At 57.4% G+C, this 24,399-nt stretch carries 22 protein-coding genes; 18 read left to right on the plus strand and 4 right to left on the minus strand.

Annotation, left to right across the window (positions count from 1 at the left end; all coding sequences use genetic code 11):
- Positions 1–8 precede the first annotated feature (8 nt).
- Genes kdpB through kdpF form a run of 3 tightly spaced genes read right to left on the minus strand, consistent with a single transcriptional unit; the run spans position 9 to position 3,845 of the window.
- Positions 9–2,057 (minus strand): potassium-transporting ATPase subunit KdpB, encoded by a 2,049-nt coding sequence (kdpB, locus tag U9O48_RS06985; protein WP_324723931.1) that lies wholly within the window; start codon positions 2,055–2,057, stop codon positions 9–11.
- Between the two features lie 19 nt (positions 2,058–2,076).
- Positions 2,077–3,756, minus strand: coding sequence for a potassium-transporting ATPase subunit KdpA (kdpA, locus tag U9O48_RS06990; protein WP_285149031.1), 1,680 nt, complete (start codon positions 3,754–3,756; stop codon positions 2,077–2,079).
- Positions 3,756–3,845 carry a K(+)-transporting ATPase subunit F gene (gene kdpF / locus U9O48_RS06995; RefSeq protein WP_003858638.1) on the minus strand — a complete coding sequence of 30 codons (90 nt, stop codon included), beginning with the start codon at positions 3,843–3,845 and terminating at the stop codon, positions 3,756–3,758. The genes kdpA and kdpF overlap by 1 nt, the downstream gene beginning before the upstream one ends.
- Before the next feature lie 309 nt (positions 3,846–4,154).
- Between kdpF and U9O48_RS07000 the strand changes: the two genes are divergently transcribed.
- The 10 genes from U9O48_RS07000 (at position 4,155) to nei (ending at position 12,297) form a co-directional block, all read left to right on the plus strand.
- Complete coding sequence (locus U9O48_RS07000; RefSeq protein ID WP_095281257.1) at positions 4,155–4,361, plus strand: YbfA family protein; 207 nt, start codon at positions 4,155–4,157, stop codon at positions 4,359–4,361.
- A 228-nt stretch (positions 4,362–4,589) separates the two neighbouring features.
- Positions 4,590–6,002, plus strand: a complete 1,413-nt coding sequence (gene phrB / locus U9O48_RS07005; protein ID WP_324723932.1) for a deoxyribodipyrimidine photo-lyase — start codon at positions 4,590–4,592, stop codon at positions 6,000–6,002.
- Between the two features lie 10 nt (positions 6,003–6,012).
- Positions 6,013–6,756 carry a type 2 GTP cyclohydrolase I gene (locus U9O48_RS07010; RefSeq protein ID WP_282494141.1) on the plus strand — a complete coding sequence of 248 codons (744 nt, stop codon included), beginning with the start codon at positions 6,013–6,015 and terminating at the stop codon, positions 6,754–6,756.
- A gap of 14 nt (positions 6,757–6,770) precedes the next feature.
- Positions 6,771–7,427: a 5-oxoprolinase subunit PxpB gene (gene pxpB / locus U9O48_RS07015; RefSeq protein WP_282494110.1), complete on the plus strand. Its 657-nt coding sequence runs from the start codon at positions 6,771–6,773 to the stop codon at positions 7,425–7,427.
- Complete coding sequence (gene pxpC / locus U9O48_RS07020; RefSeq protein WP_324723933.1) at positions 7,421–8,353, plus strand: 5-oxoprolinase subunit PxpC; 933 nt, start codon at positions 7,421–7,423, stop codon at positions 8,351–8,353. The genes pxpB and pxpC overlap by 7 nt, the downstream gene beginning before the upstream one ends.
- Positions 8,343–9,077 (plus strand): 5-oxoprolinase subunit PxpA, encoded by a 735-nt coding sequence (gene pxpA / locus U9O48_RS07025; protein ID WP_324724385.1) that lies wholly within the window; start codon positions 8,343–8,345, stop codon positions 9,075–9,077. The genes pxpC and pxpA overlap by 11 nt, the downstream gene beginning before the upstream one ends.
- 49 nt (positions 9,078–9,126) lie before the next feature.
- Positions 9,127–9,846: a DUF969 domain-containing protein gene (locus U9O48_RS07030; protein ID WP_282494107.1), complete on the plus strand. Its 720-nt coding sequence runs from the start codon at positions 9,127–9,129 to the stop codon at positions 9,844–9,846.
- Positions 9,843–10,838, plus strand: a complete 996-nt coding sequence (locus tag U9O48_RS07035) for a DUF979 domain-containing protein (protein WP_282494106.1) — start codon at positions 9,843–9,845, stop codon at positions 10,836–10,838. Before U9O48_RS07030 ends, U9O48_RS07035 begins: the two co-directional genes overlap by 4 nt.
- A 9-nt stretch (positions 10,839–10,847) precedes the next feature.
- Positions 10,848–11,492, plus strand: a complete 645-nt coding sequence (gene pcp / locus U9O48_RS07040; RefSeq protein ID WP_285149036.1) for a pyroglutamyl-peptidase I — start codon at positions 10,848–10,850, stop codon at positions 11,490–11,492.
- A gap of 13 nt (positions 11,493–11,505) precedes the next feature.
- Entirely contained in the window at positions 11,506–12,297 is a 792-nt protein-coding gene (gene nei, locus U9O48_RS07045; protein WP_324723934.1) for an endonuclease VIII, read from the plus strand.
- A 300-nt stretch (positions 12,298–12,597) separates the two neighbouring features.
- Here nei and U9O48_RS07050 read toward each other — a convergent pair whose 3' ends face one another.
- The gene (locus U9O48_RS07050) at positions 12,598–13,884 is read right to left on the minus strand and encodes a citrate synthase (protein ID WP_282494103.1); all 1,287 of its coding nucleotides are present in this window, start codon (positions 13,882–13,884) and stop codon (positions 12,598–12,600) included.
- Between the two features lie 761 nt (positions 13,885–14,645).
- Between U9O48_RS07050 and sdhC the strand changes: the two genes are divergently transcribed.
- From sdhC to sucD, 8 genes are all read left to right on the plus strand, one after another.
- Positions 14,646–15,050: a succinate dehydrogenase cytochrome b556 subunit gene (sdhC, locus tag U9O48_RS07055; RefSeq protein ID WP_282494102.1), complete on the plus strand. Its 405-nt coding sequence runs from the start codon at positions 14,646–14,648 to the stop codon at positions 15,048–15,050.
- The gene (gene sdhD / locus U9O48_RS07060) at positions 15,044–15,391 is read left to right on the plus strand and encodes a succinate dehydrogenase membrane anchor subunit (RefSeq protein ID WP_095281269.1); all 348 of its coding nucleotides are present in this window, start codon (positions 15,044–15,046) and stop codon (positions 15,389–15,391) included. Before sdhC ends, sdhD begins: the two co-directional genes overlap by 7 nt.
- Complete coding sequence (gene sdhA / locus U9O48_RS07065; protein WP_285149038.1) at positions 15,391–17,157, plus strand: succinate dehydrogenase flavoprotein subunit; 1,767 nt, start codon at positions 15,391–15,393, stop codon at positions 17,155–17,157. The genes sdhD and sdhA overlap by 1 nt, the downstream gene beginning before the upstream one ends.
- Before the next feature lie 15 nt (positions 17,158–17,172).
- The gene (locus U9O48_RS07070) at positions 17,173–17,889 is read left to right on the plus strand and encodes a succinate dehydrogenase iron-sulfur subunit (RefSeq protein WP_103948365.1); all 717 of its coding nucleotides are present in this window, start codon (positions 17,173–17,175) and stop codon (positions 17,887–17,889) included.
- A gap of 247 nt (positions 17,890–18,136) precedes the next feature.
- On the plus strand, positions 18,137–20,944 hold the full coding sequence (sucA, locus tag U9O48_RS07075; RefSeq protein WP_282494099.1) for a 2-oxoglutarate dehydrogenase E1 component: 2,808 nt from the start codon (positions 18,137–18,139) through the stop codon (positions 20,942–20,944).
- A gap of 14 nt (positions 20,945–20,958) precedes the next feature.
- On the plus strand, positions 20,959–22,185 hold the full coding sequence (gene odhB / locus U9O48_RS07080; protein ID WP_103948364.1) for a 2-oxoglutarate dehydrogenase complex dihydrolipoyllysine-residue succinyltransferase: 1,227 nt from the start codon (positions 20,959–20,961) through the stop codon (positions 22,183–22,185).
- A 152-nt stretch (positions 22,186–22,337) separates the two neighbouring features.
- A complete protein-coding gene (gene sucC / locus U9O48_RS07085; protein ID WP_059355295.1) occupies positions 22,338–23,504 on the plus strand; it encodes an ADP-forming succinate--CoA ligase subunit beta in 1,167 nt (388 codons plus the stop codon).
- On the plus strand, positions 23,504–24,373 hold the full coding sequence (gene sucD / locus U9O48_RS07090) for a succinate--CoA ligase subunit alpha (protein ID WP_095281274.1): 870 nt from the start codon (positions 23,504–23,506) through the stop codon (positions 24,371–24,373). Before sucC ends, sucD begins: the two co-directional genes overlap by 1 nt.
- Positions 24,374–24,399 lie beyond the last annotated feature (26 nt).

Genomic DNA, 24,399 nt, shown 5'->3' on the forward strand with positions numbered 1-24,399 from the left:
TTTCTCTCTTAAACCAGCCCGAACAGGGTCAGTAACAGGTCGATAAGTTTGATCCCGATAAAAGGCACCACCAATCCGCCAAGACCGTAAATCCACAGGTTGCGGCGCAGCATGGCGGCAGCGGTCAGCGGTTTATAGCTCACCCCTTTCAGCGCCAGCGGGATCAGGAAGACGATAATCAGGGCGTTGAAAATCACGGCGCTGAGGATCGCCGACGCGGGCGAGTGCAGGTGCATCACGTTCAGGGCGTTAAGCTGCGGATAGGTGGCCGCAAACGCCGCCGGAATAATGGCGAAGTATTTCGCCACGTCGTTGGCGATACTGAAGGTAGTGAGCGAGCCGCGGGTCATCAGCATCTGTTTCCCGATGTGCACCACCTCGATCAGCTTGGTCGGGTTAGAGTCCAGATCGACCATGTTGCCCGCTTCTTTTGCGGCCTGGGTTCCGGAGTTCATCGCCACCGCCACGTCGGCCTGGGCCAGCGCCGGGGCGTCGTTGGTGCCGTCGCCGGTCATCGCCACCAGACGGCCTTCGGCCTGGTACTGACGGATCAGCGCCAGTTTCGCTTCCGGCGTCGCTTCCGAGAGGAAATCATCCACACCGGCTTCAGCGGCGATGGCCGCGGCGGTCAGACGGTTATCCCCGGTTATCATCACCGTTTTGATCCCCATCTTGCGCAGCTGAGCAAAACGCTCTTTGATGCCGCCTTTGACGATATCTTTCAGGGCGATCACCCCGAGCACGTTCGCCCCTTCGGCGACCACCAGCGGCGTAGCCCCCTGGCGCGCCACGCTTTCCACCAGCTGATCGACCTGCGGCGGGAAGTGACCGTTGTTGGCCTCGATGTGGCGACGAATGGCGTCCACCGAGCCTTTACGGATCATGCGGTCCTGGATGTTAATCCCGCTCATCCGCGTCTGCGCCGTGAAGGGCACAAAGGTGGCATGCAGGCTTTGCACGTCGCGCTGACGCAGGTTAAAGCGCTGTTTCGCCAGAATCACGATGCTGCGGCCTTCCGGTGTTTCATCGGCCAGCGACGAGAGCTGCGCCGCGTCGGCCAGGGTTTTCTCATCCACGCCAGGCGCAGGCAGGAAATCCGACGCCTGACGGTTGCCCAGCGTAATGGTCCCGGTTTTATCCAGCAGCAACACATCCACGTCGCCCGCCGCTTCGACCGCACGACCGCTGGTGGCGATGACGTTCGCGCCGAGCATCCGGCTCATCCCGGCCACGCCAATCGCCGACAGCAGGCCGCCGATGGTCGTCGGGATCAGGCAGACCAGCAGAGCCACCAGCACCGTGACGCTCACCGCCGTGCCGCCGTAGGCCGAGAACGGCCACAGGGTGGCGGTCGCCAGCAGGAAGACGATGGTCAGGGCCACCAGCAGAATGGTCAGCGCGATTTCGTTCGGCGTTTTACGACGCTGCGCGCCTTCGACCATGGCGATCATCCGGTCGAGGAAAGTTTCGCCGGGGTTAACGCTGCACTGGATCACCAGCCAGTCGGAGAGAATGCGCGTCCCGCCCGTGACCGAGGCAAAGTCACCGCCGGACTCGCGGATCACCGGGGCGGACTCCCCGGTAATAGCGCTTTCGTCCACCGATGCGCCGCCTTCGATCACCTCCCCGTCGCAGGGGATGATGTCACCGGCTTCCACCAGCACCACGTCGCCTTTGCGCAGCTCATCGGCCGGGACGTGATCCATCTGTGCGCCGTATTTCGGCTCACGCAGTTTGCGGGCAAAGGCGGTCTTTTTGACCCCTTTCAGACTGTTGGCCTGTGCCTTGCTGCGGCCTTCCGCCAGCGCTTCGGCAAAGTTGGCGAACAGCACGGTAAACCACAGCCACAGGCTGATGGCACCGGTAAAGAGGGCATCGCCCGTCAGGTATCCGGTGCTCATGGCGACGGCCAGCACAGTGGTGATCACGCTGCCAATCCAGACGATAAACATCACCGGGTTGTGCCACTGCACGCGCGGGCTGAGTTTTTTTACCGCATCCATCAACGCCTGGCGAACCAAGGTCGGTTCTAAGAGGGCCAGTTGTTTACGACTCATGACTGATATCTCCGCTCTGTTAGCGTAAAGAAAGATGTTCCGCGACCGGGCCTAAAGCGAGGGCGGGGATAAAGGTCAGGGCACCGACCAGCAGGATGGTGCCAATCAGCAGGCCAATAAACAGCGCGCCGTGGGTTGGCAATGTCCCGGTCGACGTCGGCTGGATCTTTTTGCTCACCAGCGACCCGGCGATAGCCAGCACCGGCACGATGACCCCAAAGCGGCCGAAGAACATGCAGAACGCCAGCAGGCAGTTCCAGAACGGTGAGTTGGCGCTTAACCCGGCAAAGGCGCTGCCGTTGTTGTTAGCGGCAGACGAGACGGCGTACAGCACTTCGCTAAAGCCGTGGATGCCAGGGTTGAAAATGCCGCTGCGCCCGGCTTCGGTCATCAGCGCCAGCGCGGTGCCGATCAGCACGAGAGCCGGTGTGACCAGGATAGCGAGGGCTGTCAGCTTCATTTCACGGACGTCGATTTTCTTGCCCAGATACTCCGGCGTGCGGCCAATCATCAGCCCGGCAATAAACACCGCCAGCAGAACGAACAGCAGCATGCCGTACAGACCAGACCCGACGCCGCCGAAGACCACTTCGCCAATCTGCATCAGCCACAGGGGGATCATCCCACCCAGCGCAGTGAAGGAGTCGTGCATCGCGTTCACCGCCCCGCAGGAGGCTGCCGTTGTGACGACGGCATACAGGCTGCTGGCGAGAATGCCGAAGCGGCTCTCTTTGCCTTCCATATTGATGCTGCTGTCAGCGCCCAGCTGCAGGAAGTGGCTGTTACCGTGCCATTCCGCCCACATCACCAGCGCCGCGCAGACCACGAAGATAATCGACATCGCCCACAGCAACGTGCGGCCCTGACGGCGATCGCTCACCACATCGCCAAACGCAAAACAGAGCGCGGCGGGGATCAGGAAGATCGCCAGCATTTGCACGAAATTGGTCAGCGCAGTCGGGTTTTCGAACGGATGCGAGGAGTTGGCGTTAAAGAAGCCGCCGCCGTTGGTCCCGAGCATTTTGATCGCCTCTTGCGACGCCACCGGACCCATCGGCAGCATCTGTTTCACTCCTTCAAGCGAAGTGTAAGACGAGTAGGGCAGGAGATTCTGCAACGTCCCTTGCTGGATAAAGAACAGGGCAATCAGCAGAGAAATCGGCAGCAGCACCCACAGGGTGATGCGTGTGAGATCGACCCACGCGTTGCCGAGCGTGTTGATTTTTTGACGGGCAAAGGCGCGGGTCAGGGCGAAGATCACCGCGATACCGCTGGCGGCAGAGAGGAAGTTCTGCACCGTTAACCCGACCATCTGGCTGAAATAGCTCAGGGTGGTTTCCCCGGCATAGGACTGCCAGTTGGTGTTGCTGACGAAACTCACCGCGGTATTAAGCGCCAGATGCCATGACAGGCCCGGCAGCTGCTGCGGGTTCAGCGGCAGGATGCCCTGCAGCATCAGCATCGCGAACAGAAACGCCAGCCCGACGATGTTCAGCAGTAAAATCGCCGTCAGATACTGACGCCAGTTCATCTCCTCGGTATTCACGCCCAGTATGCGCCATACCCCGTTTTCGACGCCGCCGACTACCGGCAGCGCGCCGCCGTTAATCATCCGCGCCAGCCAGCTTCCTAGCGGTCTTGCAAGCACGAAAAGCACCAGCAGGAAGCTGGCGATCAGTAAAAATGCCTGGGCCACCATCAGAAGGCCTCCGCATTAATCAGGGCATAAATCAGATAGCCCAACAACAGGAACACCAGCACGATGCCAGCAATCAGACCTGCACTCACAATTCACCTCCGGGTGACTTTTGTCGTTGTGCAAAAGGTAGGATTTATGGCGCAAAGATTTCGCAAAAATCAGTGGGGTGGGTGTAAAAAAAGTATAAAAATGGCAAGACCCTAATTTAACTAATGGTAAGTATCTTGTTAACTTTTATGTAACTTAATTACAGGCGGAATGTAAATATTCACTAAACGGACGAAAATAAGTGGTCGGATGAGTAGTAAAATTACAAACAAAGCGGTACTATTTTAGCCAGATAACCACTTTTGAATTTTCCGGATAACGTTTCCGGCCAAGCTATAGGGGAGAAAATCATGGACCTGTATAAAGAGTTTCCAGCACATGTTGTCTTTTTACGTCGCACCTTCGCCGTAGTGGCCGGGATTGTGGCGCTGCCAGTGATGTTATTCTGGAAAGACCGTGCCCGTTTTTACAGCTATCTGCACCGCGTCTGGGCGAAAACCAGCGAGAAACCGGTATGGATGGACCAGGCCGAAAAAGCGACCTGCGATTTTTACTAAGATAAAGCAAAGACTCACACAGCAATGTCGAGCCGCCACAGAGATGTGGCGGTTTTTTTGTGTCTGTAGTTTACCTCACGCTATCTGAGCGAAGGTTACACTTGCTCCTGTAACATAACTTAAACATTATAGAGTTCGTCATCTCGCCGTTTAAGGGAGTGACGACGCGGTTTCGGCCTGCGGTCAGAAACGCTACGCTTAGGTTATGGACAATTATTCAGGAGTGTTATGACCACGCATCTGGTCTGGTTTCGCGCGGATCTGCGCCTTCATGACAACATCGCGCTCGCTGCGGCCTGCCGGTCGCAACACGCCCGCGTGCTGGCCCTGTTTATCGCCACGCCCGAACAGTGGCGTGAGCACGGCATGGCGCCGCGACAGGCGGCGTATCTGCGCGCGCATCTTAACGAGCTGCAGCAAGGCCTGGCACAGAAGGGGATTCCCCTGATTTATGCCGAGGTGAACGACTTTGCCGCGCAGAGCGAAAAGGTTCAGCAAGTCTGCGACGAGCATGACGTCACCCATCTTTTTTACAACTACCAGTACGAATTCAACGAACAACAGCGCGACCGGGAGCTGGAAAAACGGCTGGATACGGTCGTCTGCCAGGGCTTTGACGACAGCGTGATGTTGCCGCCCGGCAGCGTCATGACCGGCAGTCACGAGATGTATAAAGTCTTTACCCCGTTCAAAAACGCGTATCTGAAACGCCTGAAAGAGGGGCTGCCGGAGTGCGTAGCCGCGCCTGCGTCTCGCGGAGCGGCGTTGACTGTTTCCAGCGATCTCAACTTCGATTACCCCCAGACCGATTTCGACCCGGACCACTTCCCCGCGACCGAAAAAGCCGCGATTGCGCAGCTGCGCCAGTTCTGCAAAGACCACGCCGCGGAGTATGAAGAACAGCGCGATTTCCCCGCCGTCGAAGGCACCAGCCGTTTATCGGCGTGCCTGGCGCTGGGCGTGCTTTCCCCGCGCCAGTGTCTGCATCGCCTGCTGGCCGAGCAGCCGCAGGCGCTGGACGGCGGCGCAGGTGCGGTGTGGCTCAACGAGCTGATCTGGCGCGAATTTTATCGTCATCTGATGACCTATCATCCTGATTTATGTAAACATCGCCCCTTCATCCGCTGGACGGATAAGGTGCAGTGGCAGCAGGATGACAAGCAATTACAGGCGTGGCAAAACGGTCAGACGGGCTATCCGATTGTCGATGCGGCGATGCGCCAGCTCAACGAAACGGGGTGGATGCACAACCGCCTGCGGATGATCGTCGCCAGCTTCCTGGTGAAAGACCTGCTGATCGACTGGCGCGCCGGGGAGCGATATTTTATTTCCCAGCTGATCGACGGCGATCTGGCGGCTAACAACGGCGGCTGGCAGTGGGCGGCCTCGACCGGAACCGACGCCGCACCTTATTTTCGTATATTTAACCCGACAACTCAGGGCCAACGATTTGACGCGACCGGCGAGTTTATCCGCCAGTGGCTGCCGGAATTGACCGATGTGCCGGGCAAATCCATTCATGAACCCTGGGCGTGGGCGGATAAAACGGGCGAAACGCTCGATTATCCACGCCCGATTGTTGACCATAAACAGGCGCGAGTCGCCACACTGGCGGCCTATGAAGCCGCCCGCAAAGCGTAAGAGAGTGATGATGAAAAACAGCGAACTGGAAACCTTAATCAATGAAAAGCTGAACAGCGCCAGCTTCAGCGACTACGGTCCAAACGGCCTGCAGGTGGAAGGGCGTGAAACGGTGCAAAAGATTGTCACCGGCGTCACGGCGAGCCAGGCTTTGCTGGATGAAGCGGTGCGTCTGCAGGCGGATGCGGTGATCGTGCATCACGGTTATTTCTGGAAAAACGAAGCGCCGATTATTCGCGGCATGAAGCGCAACCGCCTGAAAACTCTGCTGGCGAATGACATCAACCTGTACGGCTGGCACCTGCCGCTGGATGCGCATCCGGAACTGGGTAACAACGTCCAGCTCGCGCAGCTTCTCGGCATCACCGTGATGGGCGAAATCGAACCCCTGGTGCCGTGGGGCGAACTCTCGATGCCGGTTCCTGGCCTGGAACTTGCTTCCTGGATTGAGGCGCGTCTGGGCCGTCGTCCACTCTGGAGCGGTGACACCGGCCCGGATCTCGTGAAACGTGTGGCGTGGTGTACCGGCGGTGGTCAGGGCTTTATCGACAGTGCCGCGCGCTTTGGCGTCGACGCCTTTATTACCGGTGAAGTCTCCGAGCAGACCATTCACTCTGCCCGCGAGCAGGGTTTGCATTTCTACGCGGCGGGGCACCACGCCACTGAACGCGGTGGCATTCGCGCCCTGAGCGAGTGGCTGACGGAAAATACCGATCTCGATGTGACCTTTATTGATATCCCTAATCCTGCCTGATGAGAGGTGCGTAAGTGCAGCGAGCGCGTTGTTATTTATTAGGCGAAACGGCGGTGGTGCTGGAGCTGGAACCTCCGGTCACGATCACCACGCAAAAAAGGATCTGGCGCTTAACTCAGCGGCTGGCCGAAATCCCGGAAGTGGTGGAAGCCATTCCGGGGATGAACAACATTACCGTGGTACTGCGCAATCCGCAGTCGGTGGCGCTGGACGCTATCGAGCGCTTACAACGCTGGTGGGAAGAGAGCGAGGCGCTGGAGCCGGAGTCGCGCTTTATCGAGATCCCGGTGGTGTACGGCAAAGAGGCGGGGCCGGATCTGGGCGAGGTCGCGCGCCACGCCGGGTTGTCGGAAAAACAGGTTGTTGAACTGCACGCCTCGGTGGACTACGTGGTGTGGTTCCTCGGCTTTCAGCCCGGTTTTCCCTACCTGGGCGGGCTGCCGGAGCAGCTTCACACCCCGCGTCGCGGCGAGCCGCGCCTGCAGGTTCCGGCGGGATCTGTGGGTATCGGCGGGCAGCAAACCGGCATCTATCCACTCGCCTCACCGGGCGGCTGGCAGCTTATCGGCCTGACCCCGCTGGCATTGTTTGATGCTCACCGCGAAGAGCCGGTGCTGTTGCGACCGGGCGATACCGTGCGGTTCGTGCCGCAGAAGGAGGGGGTATGTTGAAGGTCATTCGCGCAGGGTTATACACCTCGGTGCAGGACGGCGGTCGCACGGGGTTGCGTCAGTCCGGGATCAGCTACTGCGGCGCGCTGGACAAACCGGCGCTACAGATTGCCAACCTGCTGGTGGGCAACGAGGCCAATGCCGCGGCGCTGGAGATAACCCTCGGGCAGTGTAGTTTTGAGTTTGCCCGCGACGGCTGGTTTGCCCTGACGGGCGCAGGCTGTGACGCGACGCTGGACGGCGCGGCGGTCTGGACCGGCTGGCGCTTGCAGGTGAAAGCCGGACAGCGCCTGACGCTCCACCGCCCGCAGCACGGTATGCGCAGCTATCTGGCGGTCAGCGGAGGAATTGATGTCCCCCAGGTGATGAACTCTTACAGCACCGATCTCAAAACCGGTATTGGCGGCTTCGAAGGACGACTGCTGAAGGATGGCGACAACCTGCCGCTGGGCGAGCCGTCGCGTGACTTCGCCGAAGCCCAGGGCGTGAAACAGCTGCTGTGGAGCAACCGGATCCGCGCCCTGCCGGGGCCGGAGTATCACGAGTTTGATCAGGCCTCGCAGGATGCCTTCTGGCGTCTGCCGTGGCAGCTCAGCCCGCAGAGTAACCGCATGGGTTACCGTCTGCAGGGCCAGCAGCTGGCTCGTACCACGGATCGCGAACTGGTCTCTCATGGCCTGCTGCCGGGGGTGATCCAGGTGCCGGGCAACGGTCAGCCGATTATCCTGATGAATGATGCCCAGACCACCGGCGGCTATCCGCGCATCGCCTGCATTATTGAGGCGGACATGTACCATCTGGCGCAAATCCCGCTCGGGCAGCCGATCCATTTTGTGGCCTGTACGCTGGAAGAGGCGCTGGAGGCGCGGCGCGTGCAGAAGCAGTTCATCGAACAACTGGCATGGAGGTTGAATGATCGTCGTTGATTTAAATGCGGATCTGGGCGAAGGCTGCGGGAGCGACGCCGAGTTACTGACGCTGGTCTCGTCGGCGAATATCGCCTGCGGATTTCACGCCGGGGATGCGCAGACCATGCGCGAGAGCGTGCGCGAGGCGTTAAAAAACGGCGTGGCGATTGGCGCGCATCCGAGCTTTCCCGACCGGGAGAACTTCGGGCGCACGGCCATGAACCTGCCGCCGGAGACGGTCTACGCCCAGATGCTGTACCAGATTGGTGCGCTGGCGGCGATTGCCCGCGCCGAAGGGGGGCAACTGCGACACGTGAAACCCCACGGAATGCTCTACAACCAGGCGGCAAAAGACGCGCAGCTGGCTGACGCGATTGCCCGCGCGGTGCATGACGTCGACAGCGGCCTGATTCTGGTCGGGCTGGCGGGAAGCGAACTGATCCGCGTCGGAGAGCGTTACGGACTCGCTACCCGCGAAGAGGTGTTTGCCGATCGCGGCTATCGCGCCGACGGCAGTCTGGTTCCGCGAAGCGAGCCGGGGGCGCTGATTGCCGATGAAGAGCAGGCGCTGGCGCAAACTCTGGAGATGGTCCAGCGCAGCCAGGTGAAAAGCATCAGCGGCGAATGGGCCACCGTACATGCGCAGACCGTTTGCCTGCACGGCGACGGGGAACACGCCCTGGAATTTGCTCGTCGCTTGCGCAAAGAATTTGAGTTAAATAATATAAAAATCAGTGCATAACGCACAAAAGCAAACACAACATAACGCTAAACAACGACAGGAAGAAAAAATGGCAGAGACGCTATCGCTCTGGCCACTCATCGGTATTGCGGTGATCGTGGTCGGGTTTATCTTACGTTTTAATCCGGTGCTGGTGGTCATAGTCGCCGGGATTGTCACCGGCGTGGCGGCGCATATGCCCATCGCCACCATCCTTGAAAAGCTGGGCGAAGGGTTCCTGAATACCCGTAACCTGCCCTATATCCTTCTGATTCCTTTAGCCGTTATCGGCTTGCTCGAACGCCACGGACTGAAAGAGCGCGCCCAGGCGTGGATCGCTAAAATCCACAGCGCGACGGCAGGGCGCTTGCTGATTGTCTATCTCTTCGTGCGCGAGGCCACGGCAGCGATGGGCCTGACCAGTCTCGGCGGGCATCCGCAGATGGTGCGACCGCTGCTGGCACCGATGGCAGAGGGTGCGGCGGAGAAAAAATACGGCGAGCTGCCGGGCGCGGTGCGCTATCGCCTGCGGGCGATGTCGGCGGCGACGGACAACGTCGGGCTGTTCTTCGGCGAGGATATCTTCGTCGCTTTCGGGGCGATTATCTTTATGCATAACTTTATGCTGGAGTCAGGCGGGATTCAGACCGAGCCGCTGCACATTGCCCTGTGGGGGATTCCGACGGCGATCTGTGCCTTCATCATTCACGCCACCCGCCTGTGGCGGCTGGATAAGCATCTTGAGCGCGAGCTGGCGAAAACCGCTCATTCGCAGGGAGATGCATCATGAATTTCCAGCAAAGCTATCTCTACTGGCTGGCAGGGCTGGTCCTGCTGATCGTTGCGGTGATGTCATTTCGCGATAAAGCCAACCCCAGACGCATCACTACCGGCCTGTTCTGGGGCGTCTACGGCCTGATTTTCCTCCTCGGTGACTGGACCTATCAGCTGGTGGGCGATAAACGCACGGTGCATATCGCCGTCGGCGTGGCCGTTGTCGGCCTGGCGCTGATCGCCGGTTTTGGCGGCGTGAAGCTCGGCAGCTATCACCAGCGTAAACCCGAAGAGCGGGAGGCCAGCGCGAAGCGGCTCGGCAACCGACTGTTCTATCCGGCGCTCGCCATTCCGGTGGTGACGGTGGTGGGCGTGCTGATGTTCAACCATGTGCCAGGACTGCAGGAAGGTCTGTTTGGGCCGGGGAATCACTCGACGCTGGTGACGCTCTTCTCCATGACCGTCGGGTCGCTGATTGGCCTGGCGATGGCGGTCAAAATGACGCACGAGAAAGTGCATCAGCCCCTGCAGGAGGCGCGCCGTCTGCTGGACTCCATCGGCTGGGCGTTTATCCTGCCGCAAATTCTCGCCACCCTGGGCCTGCTGTTTACCGCCGCGGGCGTGGGCGACGGCATCTCCTGGCTGACGAAAACCTATCTGGCTGTGGACAGCCGCTTTATCGCCGTGGCGGTGTATGCCATCGGCATGGCGCTGCTCACCATGGTGATGGGCAATGCATTCGCGGCGTTCCCGATTGTGACGGCGGGGATCGGTATTCCGATTCTGGTGCTGCAGCACGGCGGTAACCCGGCGGTAATGGCGGCGATCGGTATGTTCTCCGGCTACTGTGGCACGTTGATGACGCCGATGGCGGCGAACTTTAACATCGTGCCCGCCGCGCTGCTGGAGCTGCCGGATAAAAATGCGGTGATCAAAGCGCAGGTGCCGACCGGCGTGTTGCTCCTGATTGCCAACGTGTTCCTGCTCTATTTCCTGATGTTCCTGTAAGGAGAGACGATGCGTTATGTATTAGTCACCGGTTTTGAGCCCTTTGGCGGCGAGACCGTTAACCCTTCCTGGGAAGTGGTCAGCCAGCTTGAGGGAAGTATTATCGACCGCTGTCGCGTGGTGACGCGCCAGCTTCCCTGCGTGTTTGGCGAGTCCTTAAGCGTGCTAAACGCGGCGATCGATGAACTGAATCCGGCGGTGGTGATTGCCGTTGGACAGGCGGGCGGGCGCGTGGATGTCACCATCGAGCGTGTTGCCATCAACGTGGACGATGCGCGGATCCCGGATAATCGCGGCCAGCAGCCGATTGATGTGCCCATTGTACCGGGCGGTCCGGCGGCGTGGTTTACCCGGCTTCCGATCAAGGCGACGGTGGCGGCGATGCGCGAGAGCGGCATTCCGGCGTCTGTTTCCCAGACGGCGGGAACCTTCGTCTGCAACCACGTGATGTACGGATTGCTGCATAAAATCAGCGACAGCGCGGAGGTGAAGGGCGGGTTTATCCATATCCCTTACCTGCCGGAACAGGCCGCAGCCCATCCGGGCGCACCGAGCATGGCGGCGCAGACGGTGAAAGCGGCGCTGATCGTGGCGATTGAAGTGGCGCTGCGCCAGACGGATGACGTCAAAATCGTGGGCGGCGCGACGCACTAACAAAGGAGCAAAGATGCCAGAAGGTCCGGAGATCCGCCGCGCGGCGGATAGCCTGGAGGCGGCGATAAAGGGCAAACCACTCACCGATGCGTGGTTTGCTTTCCCTCAGTTAAAACCCTATGAAGCTCAGCTTATCGGGCAAAGCGTGACCCATATCGAGACGCGCGGCAAAGCCCTGCTGACACATTTCACCCATAACCTGACGTTATATAGCCATAATCAGCTTTATGGCGTCTGGCGGGTGATTAATGTGGGTGAGCAGTTACAAACCAACCGGGTGTTGCGCGTCAGATTGCAGACGGCGGAGAAGGCCATTTTGCTCTACAGCGCCTCGGATATTGAGATGTTAACGCCGGAGCAACTGCTCACTCACCCGTTCCTGCAGCGGGTGGGGCCGGATGTGCTGGATTTGCGTCTGACGGCAGACGAGGTGAAAGCCCGGCTGTTGTCGCCCGCGTTTCGCAATCGCCAGTTTTCCGGGCTGCTGCTCGACCAGGCGTTTCTCGCCGGGTTAGGCAACTATTTGCGCGTCGAAATTCTGTGGGAAGTGGGTCTGGCAGGACAATGTAAGGCGTCTCAGCTCAATGAGGTTCAGCTTGATGCCCTGTCTCACGCGCTGCTGGATATTCCTCGTCTCTCCTACAACACGCGCGGCGTGGTCGATGAGAATAAACATCACGGGGCGTTGTTCCGTTTTAAGGTGTTTCATCGCGAAGGGAAGCCGTGCGAGCGGTGTGGCGGGGCGATTGAGCGAACGATGTTATCGTCGCGGCCATTCTATTGGTGCCCGCAGTGCCAGAAGTAAAAAAGCCGGGTGGCGGCTGCGCCTTACCCGGCCTACAAAGGATATACACGGCTGGGTTACTACCGTAGGCCGGGCAAACGCAGTGCCGCCCGGCAATGCCTGCGCGGAAATAAAAAAGCCGGGTGGCGGCTGCGCCTTACCCGGCCTACAAAAGATATATACGGCTGAGTTATTACCGTAGGCCGGGCAAACGCAGTGCCGCCCGGCAATTCCTGCGCAGGAATAAAAAAAGCCGGGTGGCGGCTGCGCCTTACCCGGCCTACATTCGAACATGAGCCCGGTACATGACCGGGCTGATTCTTACTTCTTCTTCACATCAGACTTAAAATCACGCTGGTCGTAGCCGGTATACAGCTGACGCGGACGCGCGATTTTCATGCCTTCGCTGTGCATTTCGTTCCAGTGGGCAATCCAGCCGACGGTACGCGCCATCGCGAAGATCACGGTGAACATGGAAGACGGAATGCCCATCGCTTTCAGAATAATGCCAGAGTAGAAATCGACGTTCGGGTACAGTTTCTTCTCGATGAAGTACGGGTCGTTCAGCGCGATATGTTCCAGCTCCATCGCCACTTCCAGCAGATCATCTTTAGTACCCAGCTCTTTCAGCACTTCGTGGCAGGTTTCACGCATGACGGTCGCGCGTGGGTCATAGTTTTTGTAAACACGGTGACCGAAGCCCATCAGGCGGAAGGAGTCGTTTTTGTCTTTCGCACGACGCACGAACTCAGGAATGTGCTCAACGGAGCTGATCTCTTCCAGCATCTTCAGTGCCGCTTCGTTCGCGCCACCGTGCGCCGGTCCCCACAGGGAGGCGATACCGGCAGCGATACAGGCGAACGGGTTCGCGCCTGAAGAGCCTGCGGTACGGACGGTAGAGGTCGATGCGTTCTGTTCGTGGTCAGCGTGCAGGATCAGAATACGGTCCATTGCGCGCTCAAGCACCGGGTTCACCTCGTAGGTTTCGCACGGTGTGGAGAACATCATGTTCAGGAAGTTGCCTGAATAGGAGAGGTCGTTACGCGGGTAAACAAATGGCTGACCGATGGAATATTTGTAACACATCGCCGCCATGGTTGGCATTTTGGACAGCAGACGGAATGCCGCGATATCGCGATGGCGTGGGTTATTCACGTCCAGGGAGTCGTGGTAGAACGCCGCCAGCGCACCGGTAATCCCACACATCACGGCCATCGGATGCGAATCACGACGGAATGCATGGAACAGACGGGTAATCTGCTCATGAATCATGGTGTGGCGGGTGACGGTGGTTCTGAATTCATCGTACTGTTCCTGCGTCGGTTTTTCGCCGTTCAGCAGGATGTAGCACACTTCCAGATAGTTGGATTCGGTGGCTAACTGATCGATGGGGAAACCGCGGTGGAGCAGGATACCTTCGTCACCGTCGATATAGGTGATTTTGGATTCGCAAGATGCGGTGGAGGTGAAGCCAGGGTCAAAGGTAAATACCCCTTTAGAACCCAGAGTACGGATATCAATAACATCCTGACCGAGCGTGCCTTTTAGCACATCCAGTTCAATAGCAGTGTCACCGTTTAGGGTGAGCTTTGCCTTTGTATCAGCCATTTACGGTCTCCTTAGCGCCTTATGCTTAAGACCACGAAACACTTAGTCCTTCAAGCTAGCTCTGCGTTGGCTGCGCCCTCGAACCCATGTCACATAGTTATCTATGCTCCCAGGGATTCTCTGGCTTGCCGCCTTGATCTAGCTCGAATGCCTGCGTGTTTAAAACGGATTCGCTTTCAGCTGTTTATCACATCGTTACCAGTTTGTTATTTGGCTTGCCGCTCAGCTCGCGAGGAGAAACCAGGGTACAGAGCTATGGCGCCTTGCAGGTAAACGAATGAAAAATCAGAGAAACAACAGCAAATCAGTGTCTTCGCAGTCCGAATTATTCAAACCTGTATATCACTAATAACTGTCCTGATAACTTCGGTCAATACCATCACACTGTTACATAACTAAATCTCAGGTGAAAGAGAGACCTCATAACTTTTGCGCATTATATGCCTTTTCTGCTGTTGTTTGTAACAATAATGTTTAATCTTTGTCAAATCCGATGATTAAAATTTAAAATAATGTTGTTATCGTGACTCTGATCACTGTTCCGCATAAAACCCGACAAACTGTATGTAGGTTAATTGTAATGGTTTTGTGAACGACCTATACTGCCGCCAGGTCTCCGGAACACCCTGCAATCCCGAGCCACCCAGCGTTGTAACGTGTCGTTTTAGCATTTGGAAGCAATGTTTACCATGACGCGTAGTTATAGAAAGGACGCTGCTTGACCCGCACGCAGACCGGAGGAAGGAAACAATAAGAACAGCATGTGGGCGTTATTCATGATAAGAAATGTGAAAAAACAAAGACCTGTCAATCTGGATCTCAAAACGATCCGATTCCCCGTAACGGCAATAGCGTCCATTCTCCACCGTGTCTCCGGTGTGATTACGTTCGTGGCAGTGGGTATTCTGCTGTGGTTACTGGGGACCAGCCTCTCTTCTCCTGAAGGATTCCTCCAGGCCTCTGCCATTATGAGCAGCTTCTTCGTGAAATTTATCATGTGGGGCATTCTCACCGCGCTGGCATACCACGTTGTGGTTGGCGTTCGCCATCTGATGATGGACTTTGGCTATCTGGAAGAGACTTTTGAAGCAGGGAAACGCTCTGCCAATATTTCCTTTGTGATTACAGTCGTGCTCTCAATTCTTGCAGGAGTCCTCGTATGGTAAGCAACGCCTCCGCATTAGGACGCAACGGCGTACATGACTTCATTCTGGTCCGCGCTACCGCCATCGTCCTCACGCTTTACATCATCTACATGATCGGTTTCTTCGCGACCAGCGGCGAGCTGACGTGGGAGATCTGGAGCGGGTTCTTCGGATCTGCCTTCACCAAAGTGTTCACCCTGCTGGCTCTGTTCTCCATCCTTATTCATGCCTGGATTGGCATGTGGCAGGTGTTGACCGATTACGTTAAACCGCTGGCTATTCGCTTGCCGCTGCAACTCCTGATTGTTGTCGCTCTGGTGGTTTACGTTATTTATGGATTTGTTGTGGTGTGGGGTGTGTGATGAAACTGCCAGTCAGAGAATTTGATGCTGTTGTGATTGGTGCCGGTGGCGCAGGTATGCGCGCGGCGCTGCAAATTTCCCAGAGCGGCCAGACCTGTGCGCTGCTCTCTAAAGTCTTCCCGACCCGTTCCCATACCGTATCAGCCCAGGGTGGTATCACCGTGGCGCTCGGTAATACCCATGAAGATAACTGGGAATGGCATATGTATGACACGGTAAAAGGTTCCGATTATATCGGTGACCAGGACGCCATCGAATATATGTGTAAGACCGGCCCGGAAGCGATTCTGGAGCTGGACCACATGGGCCTGCCGTTCTCCCGCCTGGAAGATGGCACCATTTATCAGCGTCCGTTTGGCGGCCAGTCGAAAAACTTCGGCGGCGAGCAGGCGGCACGTACTGCGGCAGCGGCTGACCGTACCGGTCACGCACTGCTGCACACCCTGTATCAGCAGAACCTGAAAAACCACACCACTATTTTCTCCGAGTGGTATGCGCTGGATCTGGTGAAAAATGAAGATGGCGCAGTGGTCGGGTGTACCGCTCTGTGCATCGAAACCGGTGAAGTGGTTTACTTCAAAGCCCGCGCGACCGTGCTGGCGACCGGCGGCGCAGGCCGTATTTATCAGTCCACCACCAACGCCCACATCAACACCGGCGACGGCGTAGGTATGGCGATCCGCGCGGGCGTGCCTGTGCAGGATATGGAAATGTGGCAGTTCCACCCGACCGGCATCGCCGGTGCTGGCGTTCTGGTGACAGAAGGCTGCCGTGGTGAAGGTGGTTACCTGCTGAACAAACACGGCGAGCGCTTCATGGAGCGTTATGCCCCGAATGCGAAAGACCTGGCGGGTCGTGACGTGGTGGCGCGTTCCATCATGATCGAAATCCGTGAAGGTCGCGGCTGCGATGGTCCGTGGGGCCCGCACGCGAAACTGAAACTGGATCACCTGGGTAAAGAAGTTCTGGAATCCCGTCTGCCGGGCATCCTGGAGCTGTCGCGCACCTTCGCGCACGTTGACCCGGTAAAAGAGCCAATTCCGGTTATCCCAACCTGCCACTATATGATGGGCGGTATTCCGACCAAAGTGACCGGTCAGGCGCTGACCGTGAACGAGCAGGGCGAAGACGTGGTGATTCCTGGCCTGTTCGCCGTCGGCGAAATCGCCTGCGTATCGGTCCACGGTGCGAACCGTCTGGGCGGCAACTCGCTGCTCGACCTGGTGGTGTTTGGTCGTGCGGTTGGCCTGCATCTGCAGGAATCTATCGCCGAGCAGGGCGACCTGCGCGATGCCTCCGAGGCTAACATTGAAGCTTCCCTTGAGCGTCTTAACCGCTGGAACGGCAACCGCGACGGCGAAGATCCGGTGGAAATTCGCAAAGCGCTGCAAGAGTGTATGCAGCACAACTTCTCGGTCTTCCGCGAAGGCGATGCGATGGCCAAAGGGCTTGAGCAGCTGAAAGCGATCCGCGAGCGCCTCAAAAACGCCCGTCTGGACGATACTTCCAGCGAGTTCAACACCCAGCGCGTCGAGTGCCTGGAGCTGGATAACCTGATGGAAACCGCCTATGCAACGGCCGTCTCCGCAAACTTCCGTACCGAAAGCCGTGGCGCCCATAGCCGCTTCGACTTCCCGGATCGTGACGATGAAAACTGGCTGTGCCATTCCCTGTATCTGCCAGAGTCGGAATCAATGACGCGTCGTAGCGTCAACATGGAGCCGAAACTGCGTCCGGCGTTCCCGCCGAAGATTCGTACCTATTAATGCGGAGACAGGATAATGAAACTCGAATTCTCAGTTTATCGTTATAACCCGGATGTTGATGACGCTCCGCATATGCAGGATTACACCCTGGAAGCGGAAGAAGGTCGCGACATGATGCTGCTTGATGCCTTAATGCAGCTGAAAGAAAAAGACCCGACACTGTCGTTCCGTCGCTCCTGCCGTGAAGGGGTCTGTGGCTCCGACGGCGTGAACATGAACGGCAAAAATGGCCTGGCCTGTATCACCCCGATTTCGGCGTTGCAGCGTGCGGGGCAGAAAATTGTGATCCGTCCTCTGCCTGGCCTGCCGGTCGTTCGCGATTTGGTGGTGGACATGGGGCAATTCTATGCACAATATGAGAAGATTAAGCCTTACTTGTTGAATAATGGGCAAAATCCACCCGCTCGCGAGCATTTACAGTCGCCAGAGCAGCGTGAAAAACTCGATGGTCTGTATGAGTGTATTCTCTGTGCATGCTGTTCGACCTCTTGCCCGTCGTTCTGGTGGAACCCGGACAAGTTTATCGGCCCGGCTGGCCTGCTGGCCGCGTATCGCTTCCTGATTGACAGCCGCGATACCGAAACCGACAGCCGTCTCGAAGGGTTGAGTGATGCTTTCAGCGTATTCCGCTGCCATAGCATCATGAACTGCGTCAGTGTATGTCCTAAGGGGCTGAACCCGACGCGCGCCATCGGCCATATTAAGTCGATGCTGTTGCAGCGCAGTGCTTAAGTAACACCGCCGGATGGCGCTTCGCTTATCCGGCCTACGTAAAGTAGGCCCGGTAAGCGGAGCGCCACCGGGCAAAGATAAATTGTAGGAAACCTCTAAAAACTGCCCTGAAGTGCAGACAGTTTTTAAAGGTTCCTTCGCGAGCCCAAGACAACATAAGAGCTCGCAGGTGAACCCCGGCACGTACACGAGGTGTGCGTGGTAGTTTCTACGGCGAAATAAGCATAAAAATGCTTAAGGGATCACGATGCAGAACGGCGCAATGAAAGCCTGGCTGGACTCTTCTTTCCTCTCTGGTGCAAACCAAAGCTGGATCGAACAGCTCTATGAAGACTTCTTAACCGATCCTGACTCAGTGGACGCTAACTGGCGTTCCATGTTCCAGCAGTTACCTGGCACTGGGGTCAAACCGGATCAATTCCATTCCAAAACACGTGATTATTTCCGTCGTCTGGCGAAGGATGCCTCACGTTACTCTTCCTCGATCTCTGACCCTGACACCAATGTGAAGCAGGTTAAAGTCCTGCAGCTCATCAATGCTTATCGCTTCCGTGGTCACCAGCATGCGAACCTCGATCCGCTGGGACTGTGGAAACAAGAACGTGTGGCGGATCTTGATCCGGCGTATCACGATCTGACCGAGGCGGATTTCCAGGAAAGCTTTAACGTCGGCTCCTTTGCCAGCGGCAAAGACACGATGAAGCTGGGAGAGCTGCTTGAGGCGCTCAAACAAACTTACTGCGGCTCCATCGGCGCCGAGTACATGCACATCACCTCCACCGATGAAAAACGCTGGATCCAGCAGCGCATCGAATCGGTAACCGGCCACGCCAGCTTTAGCGTTGAAGAGAAAAAACGCTTCCTGAGCGAACTGACCGCAGCAGAAGGTCTGGAGCGTTACCTCGGTGCGAAATTCCCGGGTGCAAAACGCTTCTCCCTCGAAGGCGGCGACGCCTTAGTGCCAATGCTGAAAGAGCTGATCCGTCATGCGGGCAACAGCGGCACCCGTGAAGTGGTGCTGGGTATGGCGCACCGTGGTCGTCTGAACGTACTGGTTAACGTGCTGGGTAAAAAACCGCAGGACCTGTTCGACGAATTCGCGGGCAAACATAAAGAACACCTCGGTACCGGTGACGTGAAGTACCACATGGGCTTCTCATCGGATATCGAAACCAACGGTGGTCTCGTCCACCTGGCGCTGGCGTTTAACCCGTCGCACCTGGAGATCGTCAGCCCAGTGGTTATCGGTTCCGTGCGCGCGCGTCTGGACAGACTGGACGAGCCAAGCAGCAATAAAGTGCTGCCAATCACCATTCACGGTGATGCGGCGGTGACCGGGCAGGGCGTTGTTCAGGAGACCCTGAACATGTCCAAAGCGCGCGGTTACGAAGTGGGCGGTACCGTTCGCATCGTGATTAACAACCAGGTGGGCTTCACGACCTCTAACCCACTGGATGCGCGCTCCACGCCGTACTGTACTGACATCGGTAAAATGGTTCAGGCGCCGATCTTCCACGTGAACGCGGATGACCCGGAAGCGGTCGCTTTCGTGACCCGCCTGGCGCTGGACTTCCGTAACACCTTCAAACGCGATGTGTTTATCGACCTGTTCTGCTATCGCCGTCACGGCCATAACGAAGCGGACGAGCCGAGTGCAACCCAGCCGCTGATGTACCAGAAAATTAAAAAGCATCCAACGCCGCGTAAAATCTACGCCGACAAACTGGAAGCTGACAAAATCGCGACCCTCGAAGATGCCACCGAGCTGGTTAACCTTTACCGCGACGCGCTGGATGCCGGCGAGTGCGTGGTGAAAGAGTTGCGTCCGATGAATATGCACTCCTTTACCTGGTCGCCGTACCTCAACCACGAGTGGGATGAGAGCTACCCGAACAAGGTCGAGATGAAGCGTCTGCAGGAGCTGGCGAAACGCATCAGCACCGTACCAGAAGCGATTGAGATGCAGTCCCGCGTGCAGAAAATCTACTCCGACCGTCAGTCCATGGCGTCCGGTGAGAAGCTGTTCGACTGGGGCGGCGCAGAGAATCTGGCCTACGCAACGCTGGTTGACGAAGGTATTCCGGTGCGTCTGTCCGGTGAAGATGCGGGCCGTGGGACCTTCTTCCACCGTCATGCGGTCATTCACAACCAGACCAACGGTTCCACTTACACTCCGCTGCAGCACGTGCATAACGGTCAGGGCCAGTTCAAGGTCTGGGACTCCGTGCTGTCTGAAGAAGCCGTTCTGGCGTTCGAATACGGCTATGCCACCGCAGAACCTCGCACCCTGACCATCTGGGAAGCCCAGTTCGGTGACTTCGCCAACGGCGCGCAGGTGGTGATCGACCAGTTCATCAGCTCCGGCGAGCAGAAATGGGGCCGTATGTGTGGCCTGGTGATGCTCCTGCCGCACGGCTACGAAGGGCAGGGTCCTGAGCACTCCTCCGCGCGTCTGGAGCGTTATCTGCAGCTCTGCGCTGAGCAGAACATGCAGGTTTGCGTGCCATCTACCCCAGCTCAGGTTTACCACATGCTGCGTCGTCAGGCGCTGCGCGGTATGCGTCGTCCGCTGGTAGTGATGTCGCCGAAATCCCTGCTGCGTCATCCGCTGGCCGTGTCCAGCCTCGATGAGCTGGCGAACGGCACCTTCCAGCCCGCGATTGGCGAGATTGATGACCTCGATCCGCAAGGCGTGAAGCGCGTGGTGATGTGTTCTGGTAAGGTTTATTTCGACCTGCTGGAACAGCGCCGCAAGAAAGATCAGAAAGATGTCGCCATCGTGCGTATCGAGCAGCTTTATCCGTTCCCGCATCAGTCGGTGCAGGAAGCGTTGAAACCGTACGCACACGTGCATGATTTTGTCTGGTGCCAGGAAGAGCCGCTCAACCAGGGCGCATGGTACTGCAGCCAGCATCATTTCCGTGATGTGATTCCATTTGGGTCCGCCCTGCGTTACGCAGGTCGCCCGGCCTCCGCCTCTCCGGCGGTAGGGTATATGTCCGTTCACCAGAAGCAACAGCAAGATCTGGTGAATGACGCGCTGAACGTCGAATAATTTAAGGATACAAAATGAGTAGCGTAGATATTCTTGTTCCCGACCTGCCTGAATCCGTCGCTGACGCAACGGTAGCGACCTGGCATAAAAAACCGGGCGATAGCGTTAAGCGCGATGAAGTGCTGGTAGAAATCGAAACTGACAAAGTGGTACTGGAAGTACCGGCATCGGCGGATGGCATTCTGGATGCAGTGCTGGAAGACGAAGGCACCACCGTGACTTCTCGTCAGATCCTTGGTCGCCTGCGTGAAGGCAACAGCGCCGGTAAAGAGTCCAGCGCCAAGTCTGAAAGCAAAGAGTCCACTCCGGCTCAGCGTCAGCAGGCATCTCTGGAAGAACAAACGAATGATGCACTCAGCCCGGCGATCCGTCGCCTGCTGGGTGAACACAATCTCGAAGCCAGCGCCATCAAAGGTACCGGTGTCGGCGGTCGTCTGACCCGTGAAGATGTGGAAAAACATCTGGCGAAAGCGCCTGCTAAAGAAGAAGCCAAAGCACCGGCGGCGGCAGCCCCTGCGGCAGCACAGCCTGCGCTTGGCGCACGCAGTGAAAAACGCGTGCCGATGACTCGCCTGCGTAAGCGTGTGGCTGAGCGTCTGCTGGAAGCGAAAAACTCCACCGCGATGCTGACCACCTTCAACGAAGTCAACATGAAGCCAATCATGGACCTGCGTAAGCAGTACGGTGACGCGTTTGAAAAACGTCACGGTATCCGTCTGGGCTTTATGTCCTTTTACGTGAAAGCGGTGGTTGAAGCGCTGAAACGTTATCCGGAAGTGAATGCCTCTATCGATGGCGAAGATGTGGTGTACCACAACTACTTCGACGTCAGCATGGCGGTTTCCACGCCGCGCGGCCTGGTGACCCCGGTTCTGCGTGACGTTGATACCCTGGGCATGGCGGATATCGAGAAGAAAATCAAAGAGCTGGCGCTGAAAGGCCGCGACGGTAAATTGACCGTTGAAGACCTGACCGGCGGTAACTTCACCATCACCAACGGTGGTGTGTTCGGTTCCCTGATGTCTACCCCAATCATCAACCCGCCGCAGAGCGCGATTCTGGGTATGCATGCCATCAAAGACCGCCCAATGGCGGTTGACGGTAAAGTTGAGATCCTGCCGATGATGTATCTGGCGCTCTCTTACGATCACCGTCTGATTGATGGTCGTGAATCAGTGGGTTATCTGGTGGCGATTAAAGAGCTGCTGGAAGATCCAACGCGTCTGCTGCTGGACGTGTAGTAGTAAGTAGCGCCCGGCGGTACTGCGTTTGCCGGGCCTACCATAGATTCACCTGCCCTGTAGGCCGGGTAAGCGAAGCGCCACCCGGCGCAAAAAATCGCACTGCTCTACAGGCTTTATGATAACGATTACCTGAAGGATGGATAGAACACATGAACTTACATGAATATCAGGCCAAACAGCTGTTTGCCCGGTATGGCTTACCGGCTCCGGTGGGTTATGCCTGTACTACCCCACGTGAAGCTGAAGAAGCCGCATCTAAAATTGGTTCCGGCCCTTGGGTAGTTAAGTGTCAGGTTCACGCTGGTGGCCGCGGTAAAGCGGGCGGTGTGAAGGTTGTGAAGAGCAAAGAAGAGATCCGCGCCTTTGCTGAACACTGGCTGGGCAAACGCCTGGTGACCTACCAGACAGACGCGAACGGCCAGCCGGTAAACCAGATCCTGGTGGAAGCCGCGACTGACATCGCAAAAGAGTTGTACCTCGGCGCGGTAGTCGACCGAAGCTCTCGTCGCGTGGTGTTCATGGCGTCTACTGAAGGCGGCGTGGAAATCGAAAAAGTGGCGGAAGAGACCCCGCACCTGATCCACAAAGTGGCTATCGATCCGCTGGCAGGCCCAATGCCTTACCAGGGTCGCGAGCTGGCATTCAAACTGGGTCTTGAAGGTAAACTGGTTCAACAGTTCACCAAGATTTTCATGGGCCTGGCGACCATTTTCCTTGAGCGCGATCTGGCGCTGATCGAAATCAACCCGCTGGTCATCACCACTCAGGGCGACCTGATCTGCCTCGACGGCAAACTGGGCGCTGACGGCAACGCCTTGTTCCGCCAGTCCGATCTGCGCGAAATGCGCGATCAGTCTCAGGAAGATCCGCGTGAAGCGCAGGCGGCACAGTGGGAACTGAACTACGTCGCACTCGATGGCAACATCGGCTGCATGGTTAACGGTGCGGGCCTGGCAATGGGCACCATGGACATCGTTAAACTGCACGGCGGCGAGCCGGCAAACTTCCTCGACGTGGGCGGCGGCGCAACTAAAGAGCGCGTAACCGAAGCGTTCAAAATCATCCTCTCTGACGACAATGTGAAAGCCGTTCTGGTTAACATCTTCGGCGGCATCGTGCGTTGCGACCTGATCGCTGACGGCATCATCGGTGCGGTAGAAGAAGTGGGCGTGAACGTCCCGGTTGTGGTTCGTCTGGAAGGGAACAACGCTGAACTCGGCGCGAAAAAACTGGCTGACAGTGGCCTGAATATTATTGCAGCGAAAAGTCTGACGGATGCAGCTCAGCAGGTTGTTGCCGCAGTGGAGGGGAAATAATGTCCGTTTTGATTGATAAGAACACTAAAGTTATCTGCCAGGGCTTCACCGGTAGCCAGGGGACTTTCCACTCCGAACAAGCGATTGCTTACGGTACGCAGATGGTTGGCGGCGTGACGCCAGGTAAAGGCGGCACCACGCACCTGGGCCTGCCGGTGTTCAACACCGTGCGCGAAGCCGTAGAAGCGACCGGCGCCACCGCGACCGTGATCTACGTTCCGGCCCCGTTCTGCAAAGATTCCATTCTGGAAGCGATCGATGCAGGCATCAAACTGATCATCACCATTACCGAAGGCATCCCGACGCTGGATATGCTGACGGTAAAAGTGAAGCTGGACGAAGCGGGCGTGCGCATGATCGGGCCAAACTGCCCGGGCGTGATCACCCCAGGCGAATGCAAAATCGGCATCATGCCAGGCCACATTCACAAGCCAGGCAAAGTGGGCATCGTCTCCCGCTCCGGTACCCTGACTTATGAAGCAGTTAAGCAGACCACCGACTACGGTTTCGGCCAGTCCACCTGTGTGGGCATTGGCGGTGACCCGATCCCTGGCTCTAACTTCATCGATATCCTGAAGCTGTTCCAGGAAGATCCGCAGACTGAAGCGATCGTGATGATCGGTGAAATCGGCGGTAGCGCAGAAGAAGAAGCCGCTGCGTACATCAAAGATCACGTCACCAAACCGGTTGTCGGTTACATCGCCGGTGTGACTGCGCCAAAAGGCAAACGTATGGGCCACGCTGGCGCCATCATTGCCGGTGGTAAAGGCACAGCGGATGAGAAATTCGCAGCCCTGGAAGCTGCAGGTGTCAAAACCGTTCGTAGCCTGGCCGATATCGGCGAAGCACTGAGCGCTATCATTAAGTAAATCCTCTCTGCTCCCCGTGAGGGGAG

Source organism: Lelliottia sp. JS-SCA-14, from assembly GCF_035593345.1.
Taxonomy (GTDB): domain Bacteria; phylum Pseudomonadota; class Gammaproteobacteria; order Enterobacterales; family Enterobacteriaceae; genus Enterobacter; species Enterobacter wanjuensis.

Excerpts from the sequence above, each read along its gene's own strand:
- U9O48_RS07035 (WP_282494106.1), top strand. The coding sequence starts at position 9,843 with ATGAATTTCCAGCAAAGCTATCTCTACTGGCTGGCAGGGCTGGTCCTG.
- U9O48_RS07010 (WP_282494141.1), top strand. The coding sequence starts at position 6,013 with ATGAAAAACAGCGAACTGGAAACCTTAATCAATGAAAAGCTGAACAGC.
- kdpB (WP_324723931.1), bottom strand. The coding sequence starts at position 2,057 with ATGAGTCGTAAACAACTGGCCCTCTTAGAACCGACCTTGGTTCGCCAG.
- U9O48_RS07000 (WP_095281257.1), top strand. The coding sequence starts at position 4,155 with ATGGACCTGTATAAAGAGTTTCCAGCACATGTTGTCTTTTTACGTCGC.
- sdhC (WP_282494102.1), top strand. The coding sequence starts at position 14,646 with ATGTGGGCGTTATTCATGATAAGAAATGTGAAAAAACAAAGACCTGTC.
- U9O48_RS07070 (WP_103948365.1), top strand. The coding sequence starts at position 17,173 with ATGAAACTCGAATTCTCAGTTTATCGTTATAACCCGGATGTTGATGAC.
- odhB (WP_103948364.1), top strand. The coding sequence starts at position 20,959 with ATGAGTAGCGTAGATATTCTTGTTCCCGACCTGCCTGAATCCGTCGCT.
- U9O48_RS07030 (WP_282494107.1), top strand. The coding sequence starts at position 9,127 with ATGGCAGAGACGCTATCGCTCTGGCCACTCATCGGTATTGCGGTGATC.
- sdhA (WP_285149038.1), top strand. The coding sequence starts at position 15,391 with ATGAAACTGCCAGTCAGAGAATTTGATGCTGTTGTGATTGGTGCCGGT.
- sucD (WP_095281274.1), top strand. The coding sequence starts at position 23,504 with ATGTCCGTTTTGATTGATAAGAACACTAAAGTTATCTGCCAGGGCTTC.
- U9O48_RS07050 (WP_282494103.1), bottom strand. The coding sequence starts at position 13,884 with ATGGCTGATACAAAGGCAAAGCTCACCCTAAACGGTGACACTGCTATT.
- phrB (WP_324723932.1), top strand. The coding sequence starts at position 4,590 with ATGACCACGCATCTGGTCTGGTTTCGCGCGGATCTGCGCCTTCATGAC.
- nei (WP_324723934.1), top strand. The coding sequence starts at position 11,506 with ATGCCAGAAGGTCCGGAGATCCGCCGCGCGGCGGATAGCCTGGAGGCG.
- pxpC (WP_324723933.1), top strand. The coding sequence starts at position 7,421 with ATGTTGAAGGTCATTCGCGCAGGGTTATACACCTCGGTGCAGGACGGC.
- pcp (WP_285149036.1), top strand. The coding sequence starts at position 10,848 with ATGCGTTATGTATTAGTCACCGGTTTTGAGCCCTTTGGCGGCGAGACC.
- sucC (WP_059355295.1), top strand. The coding sequence starts at position 22,338 with ATGAACTTACATGAATATCAGGCCAAACAGCTGTTTGCCCGGTATGGC.
- sucA (WP_282494099.1), top strand. The coding sequence starts at position 18,137 with ATGCAGAACGGCGCAATGAAAGCCTGGCTGGACTCTTCTTTCCTCTCT.
- sdhD (WP_095281269.1), top strand. The coding sequence starts at position 15,044 with ATGGTAAGCAACGCCTCCGCATTAGGACGCAACGGCGTACATGACTTC.
- kdpA (WP_285149031.1), bottom strand. The coding sequence starts at position 3,756 with ATGGTGGCCCAGGCATTTTTACTGATCGCCAGCTTCCTGCTGGTGCTT.